The sequence below is a fragment of the Streptomyces sp. NPDC044064 genome (assembly GCF_056434245.1).
Genome location: NZ_JBWKFN010000056.1, coordinates 1 through 16852, shown reverse-complemented (window position 1 = coordinate 16852; position 16852 = coordinate 1). Strand labels below are relative to the sequence as shown.

The window sequence follows — 16852 nt, the reverse complement described above, 5'->3', positions numbered from 1 at the left end:
GCGCTACCGGCTCACTGTGACCAGCAGTCACGGGAAAGCACTCAGGTAGTGATGTGCTCCTGGCATTCCCGTGGCCAGCAGCTGGAATTCAGCTGGAGTACACGCCGTTTCAAGATCGCGCCGCCAGAGTCCCGCCTCGTGCCTACCTCACACCCGCGTGCCGGCGTCGCCTCTGTATGCGCCGCAGCTTTCACGCTTTCAGGACTGCTCGTCACGGGCTTGGTTGCCGCTCAGCCTGCGGCTGCCGCGGACCCGGCCGGCTACCAGAACGTTCGGATCAACGAAGTCACCTCGTCGAACAACGACACGGTGGAGTTGTACAACACCGGCTCGACTGCGGTGAGCATCAGTGGCTGGAAGATGTCCGACGACAGCTTCTCGCCGCAGTCGTTCAGCCCGTCCTCCGGCACGATCCCGGCCGGCGGCTTCGTCACCTTCAACTCCCCCAAGGGGCTTGGTGATTCGGACAAGGTGGTGATCTACACGTCCAGCGGTACGGTGGTCGACCGCGTCGAGTGGGCCACCAACGGGGCGAAGCCGGCGATGGCGCGTTGCGGCGGCGAGGGCACCGGGGGTTGGGTGACCACGACCGCGGCGTCCACGTTCGGCGCATCGAACGCTTCGGGCTGCCCGTCGTCGATCCCGGCGGCGAGCCGGGTGCGGATCAACGAGGTCACCTCGGACGGCGCGGACACCGTGGAGCTGTACAACAGCGGAACGAGCGCGGTCAGCATCGGGTCGTGGAAGTACGTCGACAATGACACCAGCCACGCCCCGGTATCGGTCTCGTCCTCCTCGCCGAGCGCGACCAGCATTCCCGCGGGCGGCTACGTCACGTTCAACTCCACCATCGGTCTGGGTGACAACGACTCGGTCTTTCTCCTCGACAGCAACGGCAACACGATCGACTCGGTGACCTGGGCCACCGGTGGTGCCAAGCCGTCGGACGAGCGTTGCGGCAACGGCACCGGCTGGTTCCAGACCTCCACGACCGCGACGCTCGGCAGCGCGAATTCCTGCACAGGTGGCGGTGGTGGCGGTCAGACCGGCCAGTTGCTGGGCGGCGGTGGCTCGCTCACCAGCGGATGCACGCCCGAGGCGCCCTCCGGTACGGGTTCCACTCCGGCGGGCGCCCTGGCGTGGCCGGGCGGGCTGGACGTCACGATCGCGGACAACGTCTGCGCGTTCACCACGTCCACCGGTCCTGAAGGCCGGGACCTGAGCGGTCTGGCGTTCGACCCGGCGAACCCGTCGGTACTGTGGGCCGCCAAGAACAAGGACTGGCTGTTCAAGCTGGTCAAGAGCAACGGCAAGTGGATCCCGGACGCGTCGTGGAGCGCGACTGGCAAGCAGATCCGCTTCGCGGGCGGCTCCGGCGAGCCCGACTCCGAGGGTCTGACGGTCGGCGCCAACGGCCACATCTACGTGACCTCCGAGCGTGACAACACCAACAACACGGTCCCCAAGGACACGATCATGGAGTTCGACCCGGCGGCGACCGGGTCGACGCTGACGCCGATCCACCAGTGGGACATGACCTCGCAGTTCCCGCAGCTCAACACCGGCAGCAAGGACGACGCCAACCTGGGCTTCGAGGGTGTCGGCTACGTGCCGGACAGCTGGCTGACCGCGAACGGCTGGGTCGACCCGCTCACCGGCGCCGCCTACAACCCGGCGAACTACCCGCTGCACGGGTCGGGCCTGTTCTTCGCCGGCCTGGAGTGGGACGGCACGCTGCACGTCTACGGCCTGAACTCCGACGGCACGTTCACCACGTTCGGCACGATTGCGACCGGCAAGGCCTCCGTGATGGACGTGACGTTCGACGCCGGAACCCAGCGCATCATCGCGACCTGCGACAACACCTGCGGCGAGACGCACACCTTCATGAAGGTCAACGCCAGCGGCGCGATCGTTCCGGACGTGACCTACACGAACCCGGCCGTCATGCCGACCGACAACCTGGAGGGCTTCGCGGTCGCGCCGACGTCGACCTGCGTCAACGGCTTCCGCGAAGCGGTCTGGAGCGACGACGGCATCTACGGCTTCGGCTCCGGAACCTCCTCCTACGGACACGCCATCTACAGCGGCACCTTCCCCTGCTGATCCAGCCACCACGGGAGACGGCTCACACACGGGGCCAACTCCAAGGTGAGGCAACCACGTAGTAAGCAACGATGAAGCTCCTGGCAGACAGGGTGACGACCAAGACCATCCGCTGACTGCCAGGAGCTTCATGGTGCCTGCTCCCCGAACCCCGTGTGGCCCGCCCCGTCGGCCCTGCGTCTGCTCTCACAACCGTGCGGCGCGACGGAACCCGGCAGCCGGGACCCGTTGGGGCACTCCCAGACCTGGACGATCTCATCGCGGAAGTCGTGGTCGTCGCCGAGATCACAGTGGTGTCGATGCAGACCTACGGAGCGATCGTCCGCGCCCGAGCCGAAGCGAAGCCGGTCAGGCAGCCGTCCATCGGCGCGAACACACGCCACAGCCAAACCGAGCCGCGAGCACGATCAGGTGGCCCAGACGCAGTTTCGATCTGGTTCGAGACGGACTGGCGTGGATGTCTCTGCTGATTGCGGTACAGATCTGGCGTTTGGTCACCGTGGACGGTGCCAGGCCTCTACCGTCTGCTCATGCACTGGCTTGGGGTGACGCTGTGGGGCGCGTTCGGCGGGTGCGCCATGGAAGCACTGGATTACGTCACCTCCGTACGCCGCTACCGCCGGTTGCCCTGGTACAAGGTGAAGCCCACTGATCCGGGCCCGTTGGCCTATGGGATTGCGTCTGTGCTGCGGATCGCCGTGGGAGCCGGGGTGGCCTGCGCGGTGGCAACTGCCCCGCAGAGTCCGGCAGCCGCTTGGTACGCCATGGGCCTGGGCGCCGCCGCCCCAGTGGTCCTGGAGAAACTCACCCTGATCATTCCCCTCGTGCTACGCACTGCGGTCAACGATTCTCCGTCACCGACATGGAGCGAGGGCGGGCAAGCCATGCCCGTGACGCATCCGGTCGAACCGGTCCTCGATCCGCAGTCGCCCGAGCAGGGAAGGAGTTGAGCTCGGTGCGTGCCGACACTTTGGCCGGACAGATCATTGCGGTGGTCTCCCGTCGTACACAGGCATTCGGCTGGCCCGATCACGAGGAAGCCGCCGCCCCGACTTCGCGAGGGGGTACCCACTCTGCCCGTAGGGCGCCACAAGGGCGCGCGCCCGGCCCGGAAGCCGCACGGGCTGCGGAACCACGGCAAGCCGACCACAGCGATTCAGCGAGCGCCCGTTCCACGCCGCCACCCGAAACACCCCCGGCGTCCGCTGCGATCACCGAAGATGCACGGCACACCCCGGTGGAGCCGGACAGCGGCCCTCTGATGCCGGAGCGCTACGGCAGAGCCCTGTTCAGGCTGTGGTTGCGTGCGACCTTCCTGTCCGTGCTGCTGTTCGTGGTGCTTGTCATTCTGTCCGCAGTCGTGGGCCTTGGCGGCTTCGCGGGGGTGTGGGGTGTTCTGGACGTTGCTGCGGTGGCCGTGTTCTTCTGGGCGTTCCTTCGAGGCGAGTACACCGAACCGCTCGGCGAATGGTCCGTCCTGCTTGCCGACAGTGCACCGCTCGCCGACAACGCGTACAGCCACATCTTCGGCGCGCTGAAGACACGCAGGGTACCTGCCCATATCGAAGCCGCCCGGGTGCTCGACGGTCCCGGCTCCGTCATCAACCGCATCGTCCTCGTCGATGGCGACCACACGGTGTACGTCACGGTCTTCCCGTACGGCAGCAGTCTCTACCTCGGCTGGAGCATGCAGCGGACCTACCGCGGAAAGAGGGCGCTGATCCACGTCATCACCCAGGCCGTGCGCGGTACGGGGCGTGGTGGGCTCGACCACGCCCGAGCGGCGCGCGCGGAACGGCACCGTGCGCTACGACACACCGTTCAGGCCGCCTGCCGTGAAGGCATGGACGCCCTCGCCGCCGGAAGTCACGTGCCCATGGAATTCCGCTTCCCGCAGGACTTGCCTTCCGGGCTGGGGCTTTGATGCGGCTCTTGCTCTGACGAGATCGACATAAGTGGTCGGGCCCCGAACGGCATCCAGTGATGAAGACCGCGGCTGGTGCTCCTGCCATGGGATGGGTCAGGTAGCAAAGGCCGTGATCAGGGTGTCCGCCCTCAACAGCAGTTGAGGGTCGGAGGTTCCCGTCACCCGGACAGAAACCTCATCGCCCTCCACGGCCTTGGCGAGGTGCACGTCGATGTGATGGTCCGATCCGACGAGCGGATAGCGGTACCAGCGATCCGGGTCCTCATCGTCGGTGGCCTCAAGGCCGAGTTCGACCGCCTGCCAGTCGGTGCCGTCGAAGCAGTAGCCGGCGTAATGCGACAGAAGAGCCAGGAAGTGGTGGACGTTCTCGTTCCATATCCAGCCCCCTACCCCACACTCCCCATTGTTCTCTGTCACCCGGTCACGGTGTCACATGCGACTGCTAAGAGGTTGTCTCACGTGGCACGTTTCGCGAGCTTCTTGTAGCAGGTCAGGGCGGCGGCCATGGCCAGACATCGGCTCTGGCAGTCGTTGCGGACCACGTACGGGATCTTGAGACCATGAGTAGCCCATGGCAGGCTCATGCCGCATGATCGATGAGTTCGCGAAAGACGACCTGCACGGGAGACTGCGGCGGGACCGCAAGGCGCTGCTCTGGAAACTCGACGGTTTGTCCGAATATGACGCCCGTCGACCCTTGACAGCGACCGGGACCAACCTCCTCGGCCTGGTCAAACACGTGGCCACCGTCGAGGCCAGGTACTTCGGCGAGGTCTTCGACCGCCCTTCCCCGGAACCGCTGCCCCGGTGGCAGGACTCCAACGGAAGCGATCTGTGGGCGACCGAGGACGAGACCCGCGATCAGATCATCGGGTTCTACCGGCGCACGTGGGAACACTCGGACGCGACGATCAACGAGCTTCCCCTCGACGCGGCCGGCCACGTGCCGTGGTGGCCGGAGCCTTATCCCAACACGAACCTGTTTGCCGTCATGGTCCATGTCCTCGGCGAGTCCATCCGGCATGCCGGGCACGCCGATATCCTCCGCGAGGGCCTTGACGGCCGGACGGGGTTGCGCGCCGAACACGAGCAGCAGATCGACGAGGAAGCCCGTGCGGCCTACTACGCGAAGATCGAGCAGGCCGCCAGGTCGGCCGCACCAATCAAGGCTTAGAGGTTGTCTCACGTGACTTGATGTTCGTGGGGAATGATGCCGGTCTGGGTGCTGATCTATCGAAGCGTCTGGTTCCAGATGAATTCTGGGAGCCGGCCGCCCCGTTGCTGCCGTCGTTCGCTGCTCGTTTGCAAGTTCGAGCGCTCCGCCGCCGATGAACGACGCAGCCGGCGCGATCCATTCCCGCGCCGCTCGGCAGCCCGTGGGCTCGTCCCCGCCGAACGTCGCGCCGACTGGCCCGCGGTCGGCGACTGGGAGAGTGTCATGGTCCCAGCCTCGGCCTGACCGCGATCGAGCGTGCCTTGGTCTGAACCGGCCCGCACAGCCACGTAGGTGCCTGGGATGCTGTGGCCGACGAGTTCATCGCCTACAGGCGAGCAGGGCGTGCAGCTGTCCTGGCCGAGATCGGCGCGTGCCTCGCCTGCGGCAGGTGGGCGTGGGCCTGTGGTGCCCGCTCGGTAGCAGCCGTTGCGTTCCGCGGTCTTGTTCTGGTTCCGGCGGCATGACGGTGGGCCCGGCAGACGGTGTCGTCCACTGACTGGCTCCAGCCGATGTCGTCGCCGTCGTCCACCGCTGCCGGCACTGTGGCGAGGATCCGTTCCCAGGTTCCACCCACGACCCACCTGATCACCGTTTGTGAGCGCTCTGGAAGGAGCCGAGCTTGCCCGGCACATCACCGTGCCCCTCCGCCTCGACCCTTGCCGAATCTATCGAAAATCGATAGATTCACATCGTAACTCGATGGGAGGATGGGTCATGGGAAAGCTGGCGGTGGGTGCGCTGCGTGCCGTACTCGTGGTGGTGCTCGCCGGCACGGTGTTCGTGCAGGCAGGGATGGTGTGGGCATTGGTCAGTGGGAGCGACCCGGAGGACGGGTCGCTCCCACTGACCCCGCTGCGCGTGATCACGATCCTGGGCATGGTGTCGGCTCAGGTCGCCCTGGTCTGCGTATGGAGGTTGGTGACGATGGTGCGACGCGGAACCGTGTTCTCCCACGCCGCCTTCCGGTACGTGGACGGCGTGATCGGCGCGATCGTGGCGGCTGCTCTCGTGTGGTTCGCGGTCACGGCCCTCAATGCGCCCGGCCAGCGGGACGACCCGGGCGTCACCCTCATCATGGGCGGGGTCGGCGTGGCCATCCTGGGAGTCGCGCTCATCGTGCTCGTGCTGCGGATGCTGCTCGCCCAGGCTGTCGCGCGCGACGTCGAAGCGACGCAGATGCAGGCCGAGTTGGACGAGGTGATCTGATGCCGATCGCGGTCGACATCGACGTGATGCTCGCCAGGCGCAAGATGTCCGTGGGCGAGCTCGCGGACCGCGTGGGGATCACGCCCGCCAACCTCGCGGTACTCAAGAACGGCCGCGCCAAGGCCGTGCGCTTCGCGACGCTCGCCGCGCTCTGCGAGGTGCTCGAGTGCCAGCCGGGCGACCTGCTGCGTTGGGAGGTCGAGGATGCAGCGGGCGGATGACGTGCCCCAAGTTGATCGCGGCAGCGAGGTTTGTCCAGCGACTCCCGGTCTTGTGACAGCGGCCGGTCGTTCGAGAGGGAGGCGACACCAGGTGAATTCCGCCCGCATGGATATGGGTGAGGAGGCCGGCGAGGTCCGCCGTTTCTGGGCCGGGCTCGGTCTTCCCGGGCTGATCGATGTCCATACCCACTTCATGCCCGAGCGTGTGCTGCACAAGGTCTGGGGCTACTTCGACACCAACGGGCCACTGATCGGTGGGCTGAAGTGGCCGATCACCTACCGGAAACAGGAGGCGGAGCGGACGGCTCTGCTGCGAGAGTTCGGGGTGAAGGCCTTCACCGCGATGCTCTACCCCCACAAGCCCGGCATGGCCCGGTGGCTGAACGAATGGGCGGCCGACTTCGCCCGCCGCACCCCCGACTGCCTGCACACCGCCACCCTCTACCCGGAGCCGGACGTCGACGCGTACGTCCGCGAGGCCGTCGAAGCAGGGGCACGCGTGTTCAAGGCTCATGTCCAAGTGGGAGCGTACGACCCGGCCGACGAACGTCTCCAGCAGACATGGGGGCTGCTGGCCGAGGCCCGCATTCCTGTGGTGATGCACTGCGGCTCCGGCCCTGCGCCCGGCAAGCACACCGGCCCCGAGCCCATCGCGCGCGTGCTGGCCCGCCACCCGAAACTGCGGTTGATCGTCGCGCACATGGGCATGCCCGAGTACGAGGAGTTCCTCGACCTCGCCGAACGCTACGACCAGGTGCGCCTCGACACGACGATGACGTTCACCGACTTCACTGAACGAATCATGCCGTTCCCCCACCGGGCCCTGCCACGCATCGCCGCGCTCGGCGACCGCGTCCTGCTCGGCTCCGACTTCCCCAACACCCCCTACCCCTACCTGCACCAGCTCCACGCCCTGGAACGGCTGGGGCTCGGGCGGGAGTGGCTGCGGGCTGTCTGCCATGACAACGCGGCCAACTTGTTCGGCCTTTGAGGTTCCTCCGAGCCCAAAGTCCAGAGATTCCGCCCCGGGCCGGCTGACCTTTTCGGGGGCCTCCTGCTTCACCGCGCTGTGCCGGGACGTTCATCCTGGTCCTACCGCTGCTCCACGAGGCATCTAGCATGTCCACCCGCCCGGCGGCGACGATTCGGTGTCCTTCAAAGAGGACGGACGTTGCGGTCCGTGTTGTGGTCGCGGTCGTGTACGGTGCCGCACGCACCGCACGTCCACTCGCGGATGCGCAGGGGTTCAGCCTCCCGACTCCACGGTCAAGTCACCGTTCGTCGTCGACAGGTCCAAGTGGTACTTGCCCGAGGGGTCGTTCTTGAACGCCACCTTCTTGTCGCCGTGGGCGTCGTTCGCCGAGATCTGGTACTTGGCGGGCGGAGCCGTGACCGTGAGGCTGCCGTTGGTTGTGCGGGCCGTGATGTTCTGCGGGGTGGCCGTGTGGATCGTCACCTCGCCGTTCGACGTCTGCGTGTCGATGCCGCCGCCCTTGACGTCTGTGACCTCGATGTCGCCGTTGGACGTGCGTAGTTTCACCGGGCCCGTGGCGTTGTTCACGGCGATCTCACCGCTGCTTGTGTGCACGTCGACCTTGCCGACTTCGTTCAGTGTGAGGCTGCCGTTGGAGGCGGATCCCGTCACCGGAAGACCGGCGGGCACCTTGACGACGTAGTTGACGCCGCAGTTCTTGCCACAGCCGGACAGGACCAGCACGCCGTTCTCGACGCTGAACGACGAGCCACTCGGCTTGTCACCGCGGTAGTTGACCTTACGGTGTACGGAGATCGTTGAGATATCCGCTGAAGCGTCCACCTTCACCCCGCCGTTCCCGCTGTCCAGACGGATCGAGGTGATCTTCTGGGGCACCTTGGCGTCGTCCTCGAAGGTCTTCTGGTCGAGGGCCGAGCACGCGGAGAGCCCGCCGACCGTGAGAGCAGCCAAAGCCGTTGCTGCAAGAACGTGTGTCTGTGGGCGTCGCATGAAGTTCCCCCGTGGAACGAGTTGAATCGGTGATCAGGCACTGCGACTCTACGCAGCCACAGTCCCGCCCACGATGGGGAAAACCCCCCAATGCCAGGACCGGGCCGACCCTCATGGCGGCCACGGCAGTCGGCATGCCGGCTTCGGCAGCGGGTTCTCGGATCGGATGACGTCACGGATCGGCGAGTGCTCGGCTCGGGGGTGGCACCGCGCTTCTTGTCCCGTTGCCCGTGTGCGAAGTCGAGGTAGGTGGGCGGTGTCTTCGCCGAGGGGACTGCCGGGTGGGTGATCGGTTGTGATCTGCCGCTGAATGGGAGGTGAGCTGAGCGATGGGGCTGTAACGTCGGTCTGGTGCTGGCTACGGTTCTAGGGTTGATCGGTGGCATTGCGGCCGCAATTATCGGTGCGTGGGCGGCGCTTCGTGCGCGGCGCCTGCCGAAGTCGCAGGTGGAACTCGTCGATGTGGCCATTGCGCCGCCGTCGGGTTCGGTCTCGGATTCGCCTTTGGGGCCGCGGGACATGTCTCCCGTGCTCGATGTGAAGGTTCGCAACACGGGGGGCCAGTCGGCTGTGCTCAAGCGTCTCGTGGTGCGGGTTGACCGTGCCGTGCGGTGCGGGAGCATGTTCGCCAGTATGCGGTTGACCCCTTACCGCGCCCTGTGGGTCGGTGCGGTCCTGCCGGTGTCCGCCACGTACGACGCCGCGATCCCGCCGCCGGAGGACGCCGACGGTTTTCGGGCCGTCATCGGCCTCTCCCAGGTGGTGGCACAGGGAGAGGCGGACCGGTTCGAGATCAGGCTCGGCATGGACCCCACGTTCGATACGTACGTGTACGGGCTCGACCTGGAGTTCTTCTATGACGGCAACGATCGCTCGATGACCTCGCCGAGGGTGGCCGTCGCGTTCCCGCAGCGTGGTTTCGTGTATTCGGCTGACGAGATCCGGGCCGTGATCAGTGGCTTCCTGGAAGGCACGAGGAAGGTCCGCGATGCGATCGACACAGAGATGACGGCGCGCGGGCTGCCCGTGCCCGACTGGGAATCCGCACCGCCCCGGCGCCGCTCCGACTTGCCTGACGGCCTGGTGTCGGTGGACGGGAACAGCGACCTGTTCTCCTCCGGCGGCGGAGGCGTCTACGAGGTCACGGAGGCCTTCTGGGACCCGCAACGTGCGATCGCTGACCATCTGCAGAGCTTCGAACGAATGTATCGAGAAGCCGTCGAGATCACCACGGGCGCGGCACTCGCGGACGATGTCCTGACGGCGTCACTCCCCTCGGTCGAGGCTGTCTTGGCTCAACTTCCCGCTCTATGCGCGGAATTCGGGATCCCGGCGACCGCGGAGGCCGAGCCTCTGGGCGAACCGGCGGGCAGGAAGCAGCCGGCCGGACTGATGGCGGAGATCCTCGATCACAACGGCGCATCCACAACGCGGGAATCGGCAATTGAAGAACTGCGGAGCCGTATCCGTGACCGTGACGAGGGAACCTTCTGGTTTCTCGGCCGGCTGGCGGCAGGGGAGGACGGCCTGGACTCCTGGCTCGCCCGGATCGGCCTCGGCACGATACCGAACGCCACCTCGGCGGCCGAACTACTGGACGAGTTCCTCCAGCTGCGGGGTCCGGACGATCGGGACTCCCTCAACGCCCGGCGCCACATGGCCAGACGCCGAGGTGACGGCGACGCTGCGGGAGCCGCGGCCGCGCTCGGGGCGCTCCTGGACGACGCGTCACGGGCGCTGGGGCCGGAGGACCCCGACACGTGTGGCACGCGCGTCGAACTCTTCTATTTCCTGCGAGAGTCGGGCGACATGGCGGCCGCCGCCACGGTCGCTGCCGACATCGTCGCCGACCAGCGCCGGACGCTGGGACCGGATCACCGGAACACCATCCTCTATCGGCATACCCTCGGATTCTGCCTGGGCGAGGCGGGGGATTGCTCGCGCGCTGTCGAAGTGTTCACCGCACTTCTCGTCGACGCTCTGCGGGTACTGGGTCCCGACGATCCCAACACCCTCAACGTCCGTCATGAGCTGGCCCGATGGCGAGGAAAAGCAGGGAACGCCGCGGGTGCCGCCGCCGCGTTCGCCGAAATCGTCCCGGATCGCATCCGCATCCAGGGACCCGATCACCCGCATACCCTCATGTCGCGGCACAACCTGGCGCTATGGACAGGCGAGGCCGGGGACGCCGCCGGCGCCGCCGCCGCATTCGCCGAACTGGTACCCGACCGGCGCCGAGTGCTGGGACCGGAACACCCCGACACGGTCAAGAGCGAGCTTGCTTTGACCCACTGGCGAGAGCAGGCCGGTCCGCACAGCCCCACGGTCCGATGAAGCCATGTCCGACGCGGTGACGGCACGAGCCGCGGCATCAACGCAGTGACCGAAGCCATGCACGCCGGGGGTTCTGGCCGGGGCTGCATCGAGGTGCTCCTGGCGAAAGGTTCTGGTCCATACAGCCAGGCCGCTTGAACCGGCCCGTGACATGCATGATCCGGGGCGCGTCCGCGTCCTTGGACAAGGCCGCGGAGGCCGGGTACGTGGCAGGAGCGGGATTGCCACCTGGGCGGGCCTGGAGGACGAAGCGTTCACGGTGGGGGAGCCGTTCGCCCTGGACGCCGAAGGAGACGGCTCTGCACGGCCTACGGCCTCCCCTCAACCGCTGGCATCGTCGACGCTGTCATCAGCGAACAACAGGAAAACGCCGAACGAGTACGCCGACTGGCCGATGCCGGTCACGAACCCGCGGCAACCTAAGTGGCAGAAGGTTACCTGCAGGACTTCGGGCACAAGTTGGCATGGAGCCAAGCCCCCGACATCTATTTGAGTAAGCCTCATGCTGTCCGGTACGGGTCTTGAGTGCGGCCGTCGAGAGGAGCCCATGGTGCAGGAGCAGTCGTTCACCGTTGTGTCGATCGGTCGGGTGGAGTCGCCGTTGAGGCGTATGGAGGACGCGCCCCACCAGGGCGACGAGGATGCGCCGGAGGCGGATCTGGTGTTCGCCCCGGCGGTCGCCGCTGGGCTGGAGGGCATCGAGGCGGGGGCACGGCTGCTGGTGCTGACCTGGCTGGACCGTGCGGAGCGCGATGTCCTGACGGTGCACCCGCGCGGGGATGTCTCGCGACCCGCGACGGGTGTTTTCGCGACCCGGTCCCCGGATCGGCCGAATCCACTGGGTCTGCACAGGGTTGAGGTTCTGGCCCGGGACGGTCTTCGGTTGCGGGTCAGTGGCCTTGAGGCACTGGACGGGACGCCGGTGGTGGACGTCAAGCCGGTTATGGGGCCGGTCGGTGAACGGTGAGCCGGGCCGGGCTGCGACACCTGGAACGCCAACTGCTGCTTGCCTGTTGCGGCATCTGTTGGGCGAGCCCTCCCGGCATCCTGGAGTCCCTCCAGGTCATCACGGGTGTACGAGCGTGGTCGGGTCTCTGACATCCCGGGCATCGACGCCGACGCCGACGCCGTCCCGCAACGCCCCGCGCGGTGTCTCCGGCCGTCGGTAGCGTGAGGGCCGTGACGGTAGGCACTGAAGAAACCCGGCTGGTCGTGCTGCGCGGCAACAGCGCCTCGGGGAAGTCGTCCGTCGCGGCAGGCCTGCGTGAGCGGTTCGGCCGCGGTCTGGCCGTGGTCGGCCAGGACAACCTCCGCCGCATCGTGCTGCGCGAGCGGGACCGGCCAGGCGCCGCGAACATCGGCCTGATCGACCTGACCGCCCGCTACGCGCTGGACGCCGGATTCCACGTCGTGGTCGAAGGCATCCTCTACGCCGACCGCTACGGCGACATGCTCACCGAGCTGCGCGCCGACCACCGCGGCCCCACCCACAGCTACTCCCTGGACGTCCCGTTCGGTGAAACCCTCGCCCGGCACGCCACCAAGCCGATCGCCGATGACGTCAGTGAGACGCAGTTGCGTGACTGGTACCGGCTGCGCGATTTGCTGCCCGGCGGGCTCGAGACCGTCGTCGGCGCTGACAGCTCCCTGCACGAGACCGTTGACCGCATCATGCTCGATACCGGTCTGGCCCACCTTCCTGCGCTGGACCGCTGACCTGGGCACTGTTGCGAGAGACGATGCGCTCACGTGTTGCCGAAGTCGTGCCGACCCCACCCTGACCATGACTGGTCAGCGCTTGGCTTTGTTCATGAGAGCGGGCACTGGCTCATCTCTTGTGGTGCGGCCACGCTGAGTAATGAGGTGGGGAGGACGGTACCAGCTGGTTGGGCAAGCCCTGATTACCGGCCAGTAGCAGATGGAAGGCGTCGCGGGACAGGGGTGTAACCCGCTGCCCACGAACGAGCTCGGCGGGCGCGGGGCCCGGACCTTTCGTAGATTGAGGAGTGAGCCACTGGCAGGGAATGCGTGTGACACCGAAGATCGACTACATAGGGGTGTTCGCCGCCCTTCCGAGCCCGTGCCTGGTGCTTGGCACGGACCTGGTGATCGCTGACGCCAACCCGGCCTTCTGTGAAGCTACCGGACAAAGCCGGGCCGAGCTCCTCGGGCAGTACCTCTTCGATACCTTCCCGAACAACCCCGCCGACCCGGAGGCCGACGGGGTGGAGACGCTGAAAGCCTCACTGCACCGCGTCCTGTCCTCCGGCCAGACCGATCACATGGCGTTGCAGAAGTACGACATCCCGGTACCCGGGAACCCCGAGGTGTTCAAGGAGCGGTGGTGGACCGCGATCAACGTGCCCGTGCTCGCCCCGGACGGAAAGGTCGCCTGGATCATCCACCGGTCCGAGGACATGACCGACGGCGTCCTCGCCCGCCGCACGGCGTACCTGCCGTCGATCAGCCCCGGCCGGGAAGCGGCCATGGAAGCCGAGCTGTACGCCCGCGCCCGGCAACTGCAACAGTTGAACGAGGAACTACGGCAGGCTCACGCCCGTGAACGGCGCATCGCCGTCGCCCTGCAAGAAGCCATGCTCCACTCTCCGGACCTGGCCCGGCACCCGAACATCGCCGTGCGCTACCTGCCCGCGACCGGATCACTGAACGTGTGCGGCGACTGGTACGACGCCGTCGACCTGCCCGTGGACCGCTTCACCGTCGCGGTCGGCGACGTGGTCGGCCACGGGCTGATGGCCGCCACCGTCATGGGCAGGCTCCGCAGCGCACTGAGCGCCGCCACCCGCACCGTCCACGGCCCCGCCCAAGCACTGGAGGTCCTGGGCCTGTACGCCCGCTCGGTCGAGGGAGCACTGGCCGCCACCGCCGTCCAGGTCCTCATCGACTCCCACAGCCACCTGCTCATCTACAGCAGTGCCGGCCACCCCCCACCCGTACTACTCCACCCGGACGGCTCCTGCGAACTGCTCGACCAGGCCACCGACCCACCGCTGGGCGCCCGCCCCGAACACGTCCCCCGCCCGCAGGCCACCACGACCTACACCCCCGGTGACACCCTCATCCTCTACACCGACGGTCTGATCGAACGCCGCGGCGAGGACATCGACACTGGCCTGACCCGCCTGACCACCACGCTCGCCACGTGCACCGAGTTCGGCGCGGAACACCTCGCCGACGCCCTCCTCGCCCGCCTGGGCCTCGCCAGCGGCGCCAACGACGACATCGCCATCGTCGTCGTCCGCCTGGACCGAACGACCCGACCGTACTGATCAGGCCGATGTGATCCTGTCGGCAGCCTACGAGCCGGCCCTGACGACCTCGTGCATGGTTGGCCGTGGAACGCGAAGTCTGCGGAGCCGAGGGGATGTTCACGCTGGCAGGTTGCGGGAAAGGGGGGAATTCGACGGACTCGGCGCCGAGGAGCGGGACCAGGTCGACGATGCGATCGCCGTCGTCCGCAAAGCGCGAGGGTCGGGTGCGGGCTCCGGCGGGAGACACCCGTCCCCGAATCACCCGCCGGAATCGGAGCCGGGGCTCGACCGGAACTGTTGAGGAAGGGCCACACACTGATCAGCGCCTGTTCCAGGGCGGCCAGCGAGATAGGGCCGCTCATATGTTGGAGGGTAGGCGCCCGGGCAGACACGGCCAGGCCGTTTCCTCATCGGGCCGTTATGCGGTAGTGGCGGCGCAGTGCCAGAGCGCCCCCCCGAAACACCTTCGGGGCCAGTTGGGCAGTGTCGGTCTTCCGGTCCGCGGCTCCTTCTCGGACCGTCCGATCTGGTGCACGATCCAGCCAGCGGTGCGCCAGCGGGCGGCGTCGAGGACGGTACGGCAGTCGACCATCAGCGGTTCGGCGGCGCGCCCAAGGAGGACTTCGGGGTCGGCCTGCTGGTATTCAGGCCATTCGGTTCCCAGCGCCACGGCGTGGGCGCCATCGAGCGACTGCACCAGGTCGTTGGTGCAGTCGAGTTCGGGGTTGCGCTTCATGGCGGTCGGAACGGCCTGCGGGTCGTGCACGGTGACCTGTGCGCCGGCCTGCTGAAGCGCCTGCGCCAGCGCAGAGCGGGAGACTCCCGGACGTCGTTGGTGCCGGGTTTGAACGTGGCACCCCACGAGGTGACCCGGGCGCCCTTGATGGGGCGGTCGCCCAGGGCACGAGTAATGAGCCCCACGGCAACGTCGGTGCGGCTCTCGTTGATCTCCTCGGCAGCGCGCAGGAGCGTCGCGGCTCGGTCCGCGCCGAGCTGCCGAGCAGAGGCGGTGAAGGCGCGGACGTCCTTGGGGAGGCAGCCGCCGCCGTAGCCGATGCCGGGCTGCATGCCGCCGCCGATACGGGGATCGATTCCGAGAATCTCCATGAGCTCGGGACCCCGGCATCCAGGATCGGGGCGTAGACGGTGCGGATGGCCTTCTCGCCCTCGGCAGTCGTGAGACCGGCGATGGTGCGGTCCGGGCGCAGGGTGTCCTCCACCGCGTGCCCCTCGCGCAGGAACTCCGGGTTCCACACGATGTCGACGGCTTCGCCGGCCGGGGCGAGGCGGTGGGCGAGGGCGGTGACCTGACTGGTAGTGCCGCTTCGAGTCGTGGCTGGTTGACGGAGCGGGTGATTCTGCCTCACCTGGGATCGCGGGGCTCCAGATGCTTCTCCAGGAAGGAGATCTCCGCCGCGACGGCCTGTTCGTGCGACTCGAGGAACGGGGCGTAATGACTGCCCGTCAGGTGAACCACTTCGGACTGAGGCGCGTTCCGGGCGGCCCGGACAGCGGGGCCGGGAAGCACGCTCTGGTCCTGGTCGCAGACGACGACCAGCAGGGGGCACCGGATACGGGAGGCATGGCGCCCGGGCCGGTACACGCCGATCTGCAGGGCGATCCGTGCGGCGACTGTCTGCTCCCAGTTCGCGTGGCGGCGGTCGGGATCGAGGGCCTGGTCGCCGTCCATGGCGTCGGGCGTGGTCAGCGAGGCGACCGCGCCGCGCGGTCCTGCGGTCGGGACCAGCAGCGGCGGCCGCCCGACGCGGCCCCCGAGCGCATCCGCGACGCCCCGGCCGAACAGACGTAGGGCCGCCAGGGGCGTCATGGAGCGAAGCGCGTGGGGACCGACTGCGGGGCCGTCGACCAGCGGGGTCTGCGCGATCGCGCAGGCCAGTCGCGGGTGATCGGCCGCGACACGGAAGATGTGGCCGCCTGCGAGCGAGAAGCCCCAGACCGAGATCCTGTCGGGGTCGACGTCCGGCAGACCGGTCGCGCACTCGATCGCGGCATGCCAGTCGGCGACCTGCTCCTCGAAGTGGACGATCTGGCGCGGCGCGCCTCCGCTCTCCCCGAACCGTCGGTGGTCGAAGGCCAGGACCGCGAAACCGGCGTCGTTGAACCGCGCGGCGAACAAGTCCGAGGCCGGCTCCTTTGTCACCGAGGTTCCGCCGGCCATGATCACGCAGCCGCCGTTCGACCCCGGATAGTGCCAGGCGGCACACGAGGTGTTACCGCTGGCGAAGCGTACTTTCTCCCGTTGCTTGAACGCGGGCACATGGACCTCCGTGGTGAATCGTCGTTCTCGGAGTGCTCTGAAAACCGCAGGTCTGCGGCGTCGTCGCACCGCAGGTCCCCTTCGCCCCGGGCCGCCGGTCAGCCGATCAGGCCGGGCGGAGTGGATGCCCTCCATGCTGGGGGCGCAGTCCCCGGGAGGGGCTCCGCACGGCGACGGAATGGGCGAAACTTGCCTTCATGGCGCGCGCATCGGCGGATTCCGTACTGAGCCTCATGGATCAGCGGCTGGTGGCCGCGCTGCAGTGCGACGGCCGCCTCACCGCGGAGCGGGCGGCCCACGTGCTGGGG

At 67.6% G+C, this 16852-nt stretch carries 18 protein-coding genes and 1 pseudogene; 11 read left to right on the top strand and 8 right to left on the bottom strand.

The window, feature by feature from the left end:
• Window positions 1-219 precede the first annotated feature (219 nt).
• From AC07DS_RS45270 to AC07DS_RS45260, 3 genes are all read left to right on the top strand, one after another.
• Complete coding sequence (locus AC07DS_RS45270; protein ID WP_479154563.1) at window positions 220-2106, top strand: lamin tail domain-containing protein; 1887 nt, start codon at window positions 220-222, stop codon at window positions 2104-2106.
• A gap of 530 nt (window positions 2107-2636) precedes the next feature.
• Window positions 2637-3056 carry a hypothetical protein gene (locus AC07DS_RS45265; protein WP_479154562.1) on the top strand — a complete coding sequence of 140 codons (420 nt, stop codon included), beginning with the start codon at window positions 2637-2639 and terminating at the stop codon, window positions 3054-3056.
• 311 nt (window positions 3057-3367) lie between these two features.
• A complete protein-coding gene (locus tag AC07DS_RS45260; protein ID WP_479154561.1) occupies window positions 3368-4030 on the top strand; it encodes a hypothetical protein in 663 nt (220 codons plus the stop codon).
• Between the two features lie 96 nt (window positions 4031-4126).
• Here AC07DS_RS45260 and AC07DS_RS45255 read toward each other — a convergent pair whose 3' ends face one another.
• Window positions 4127-4450, bottom strand: a complete 324-nt coding sequence (locus tag AC07DS_RS45255) for a hypothetical protein (RefSeq protein ID WP_479154560.1) — start codon at window positions 4448-4450, stop codon at window positions 4127-4129.
• Between the two features lie 38 nt (window positions 4451-4488).
• Window positions 4489-4617 (bottom strand): hypothetical protein, encoded by a 129-nt coding sequence (locus AC07DS_RS45250; RefSeq protein ID WP_479154559.1) that lies wholly within the window; start codon window positions 4615-4617, stop codon window positions 4489-4491.
• A 5-nt stretch (window positions 4618-4622) separates the two neighbouring features.
• Between AC07DS_RS45250 and AC07DS_RS45245 the strand changes: the two genes are divergently transcribed.
• From AC07DS_RS45245 to AC07DS_RS45230, 4 genes are all read left to right on the top strand, one after another.
• Complete coding sequence (locus AC07DS_RS45245) at window positions 4623-5207, top strand: DinB family protein (protein WP_479154558.1); 585 nt, start codon at window positions 4623-4625, stop codon at window positions 5205-5207.
• 756 nt (window positions 5208-5963) lie between these two features.
• Entirely contained in the window at window positions 5964-6455 is a 492-nt protein-coding gene (locus AC07DS_RS45240; RefSeq protein ID WP_479154557.1) for a DUF2975 domain-containing protein, read from the top strand.
• Window positions 6455-6676, top strand: a complete 222-nt coding sequence (locus AC07DS_RS45235) for a helix-turn-helix domain-containing protein (RefSeq protein WP_376676961.1) — start codon at window positions 6455-6457, stop codon at window positions 6674-6676. Before AC07DS_RS45240 ends, AC07DS_RS45235 begins: the two co-directional genes overlap by 1 nt.
• A 106-nt stretch (window positions 6677-6782) precedes the next feature.
• Entirely contained in the window at window positions 6783-7667 is an 885-nt protein-coding gene (locus AC07DS_RS45230) for an amidohydrolase family protein (RefSeq protein ID WP_479154556.1), read from the top strand.
• A 164-nt stretch (window positions 7668-7831) separates the two neighbouring features.
• Here AC07DS_RS45230 and AC07DS_RS45225 read toward each other — a convergent pair whose 3' ends face one another.
• Together AC07DS_RS45225 and AC07DS_RS45220 are read right to left on the bottom strand one after the other, a co-directional pair.
• On the bottom strand, window positions 7832-7912 hold the full coding sequence (locus AC07DS_RS45225) for a hypothetical protein (RefSeq protein ID WP_479154576.1): 81 nt from the start codon (window positions 7910-7912) through the stop codon (window positions 7832-7834).
• A gap of 10 nt (window positions 7913-7922) precedes the next feature.
• Window positions 7923-8621, bottom strand: a complete 699-nt coding sequence (locus tag AC07DS_RS45220; RefSeq protein WP_479154555.1) for a DUF4097 family beta strand repeat-containing protein — start codon at window positions 8619-8621, stop codon at window positions 7923-7925.
• Between the two features lie 390 nt (window positions 8622-9011).
• Here AC07DS_RS45220 and AC07DS_RS45215 point away from each other — a divergent pair, with 390 nt between their 5' ends.
• From AC07DS_RS45215 to AC07DS_RS45200, 4 genes are all read left to right on the top strand, one after another.
• Window positions 9012-10994: a tetratricopeptide repeat protein gene (locus tag AC07DS_RS45215; RefSeq protein ID WP_479154554.1), complete on the top strand. Its 1983-nt coding sequence runs from the start codon at window positions 9012-9014 to the stop codon at window positions 10992-10994.
• Window positions 10995-11541: 547 nt separating this feature from the next.
• Window positions 11542-11961: a tRNA (N6-threonylcarbamoyladenosine(37)-N6)-methyltransferase TrmO gene (gene tsaA / locus AC07DS_RS45210; RefSeq protein WP_479154553.1), complete on the top strand. Its 420-nt coding sequence runs from the start codon at window positions 11542-11544 to the stop codon at window positions 11959-11961.
• Window positions 11962-12164: 203 nt separating this feature from the next.
• Window positions 12165-12710, top strand: coding sequence for a P-loop NTPase family protein (locus AC07DS_RS45205; protein WP_479154552.1), 546 nt, complete (start codon window positions 12165-12167; stop codon window positions 12708-12710).
• 314 nt (window positions 12711-13024) lie between these two features.
• Window positions 13025-14284, top strand: a complete 1260-nt coding sequence (locus tag AC07DS_RS45200) for a SpoIIE family protein phosphatase (RefSeq protein WP_479154551.1) — start codon at window positions 13025-13027, stop codon at window positions 14282-14284.
• Between the two features lie 400 nt (window positions 14285-14684).
• Here the strand turns inward: AC07DS_RS45200 and AC07DS_RS45195 are convergent, their stop codons facing one another.
• The 4 genes and pseudogenes from AC07DS_RS45195 to AC07DS_RS45180 form a co-directional block, all read right to left on the bottom strand.
• Window positions 14685-15032: a UDP binding domain-containing protein gene (locus AC07DS_RS45195; RefSeq protein WP_479154550.1), complete on the bottom strand. Its 348-nt coding sequence runs from the start codon at window positions 15030-15032 to the stop codon at window positions 14685-14687.
• Window positions 14999-15373 (bottom strand): hypothetical protein, encoded by a 375-nt coding sequence (locus AC07DS_RS45190; protein ID WP_479154549.1) that lies wholly within the window; start codon window positions 15371-15373, stop codon window positions 14999-15001. The genes AC07DS_RS45195 and AC07DS_RS45190 overlap by 34 nt, the downstream gene beginning before the upstream one ends.
• Window positions 15374-15477: 104 nt before the next feature.
• Window positions 15478-15633, bottom strand: a pseudogene (locus AC07DS_RS45185) (UDP-glucose 6-dehydrogenase); the annotation flags it as partial.
• Window positions 15630-16427: an alpha/beta hydrolase gene (locus AC07DS_RS45180; protein WP_479154548.1), complete on the bottom strand. Its 798-nt coding sequence runs from the start codon at window positions 16425-16427 to the stop codon at window positions 15630-15632. The pseudogene AC07DS_RS45185 and the gene AC07DS_RS45180, both read right to left, overlap by 4 nt.
• Window positions 16428-16852 lie beyond the last annotated feature (425 nt).

Coding starts and splice junctions, on each gene's coding strand:
- AC07DS_RS45240 (WP_479154557.1), top strand. CDS start 5,964: ATGGGAAAGCTGGCGGTGGGTGCGCTGCGTGCCGTACTCGTGGTGGTG.
- AC07DS_RS45245 (WP_479154558.1), top strand. CDS start 4,623: ATGATCGATGAGTTCGCGAAAGACGACCTGCACGGGAGACTGCGGCGG.
- AC07DS_RS45190 (WP_479154549.1), bottom strand. CDS start 15,373: ATGGAGATTCTCGGAATCGATCCCCGTATCGGCGGCGGCATGCAGCCC.
- AC07DS_RS45260 (WP_479154561.1), top strand. CDS start 3,368: ATGCCGGAGCGCTACGGCAGAGCCCTGTTCAGGCTGTGGTTGCGTGCG.
- AC07DS_RS45235 (WP_376676961.1), top strand. CDS start 6,455: ATGCCGATCGCGGTCGACATCGACGTGATGCTCGCCAGGCGCAAGATG.
- AC07DS_RS45265 (WP_479154562.1), top strand. CDS start 2,637: ATGCACTGGCTTGGGGTGACGCTGTGGGGCGCGTTCGGCGGGTGCGCC.
- tsaA (WP_479154553.1), top strand. CDS start 11,542: ATGGTGCAGGAGCAGTCGTTCACCGTTGTGTCGATCGGTCGGGTGGAG.
- AC07DS_RS45230 (WP_479154556.1), top strand. CDS start 6,783: ATGGATATGGGTGAGGAGGCCGGCGAGGTCCGCCGTTTCTGGGCCGGG.
- AC07DS_RS45250 (WP_479154559.1), bottom strand. CDS start 4,617: ATGAGCCTGCCATGGGCTACTCATGGTCTCAAGATCCCGTACGTGGTC.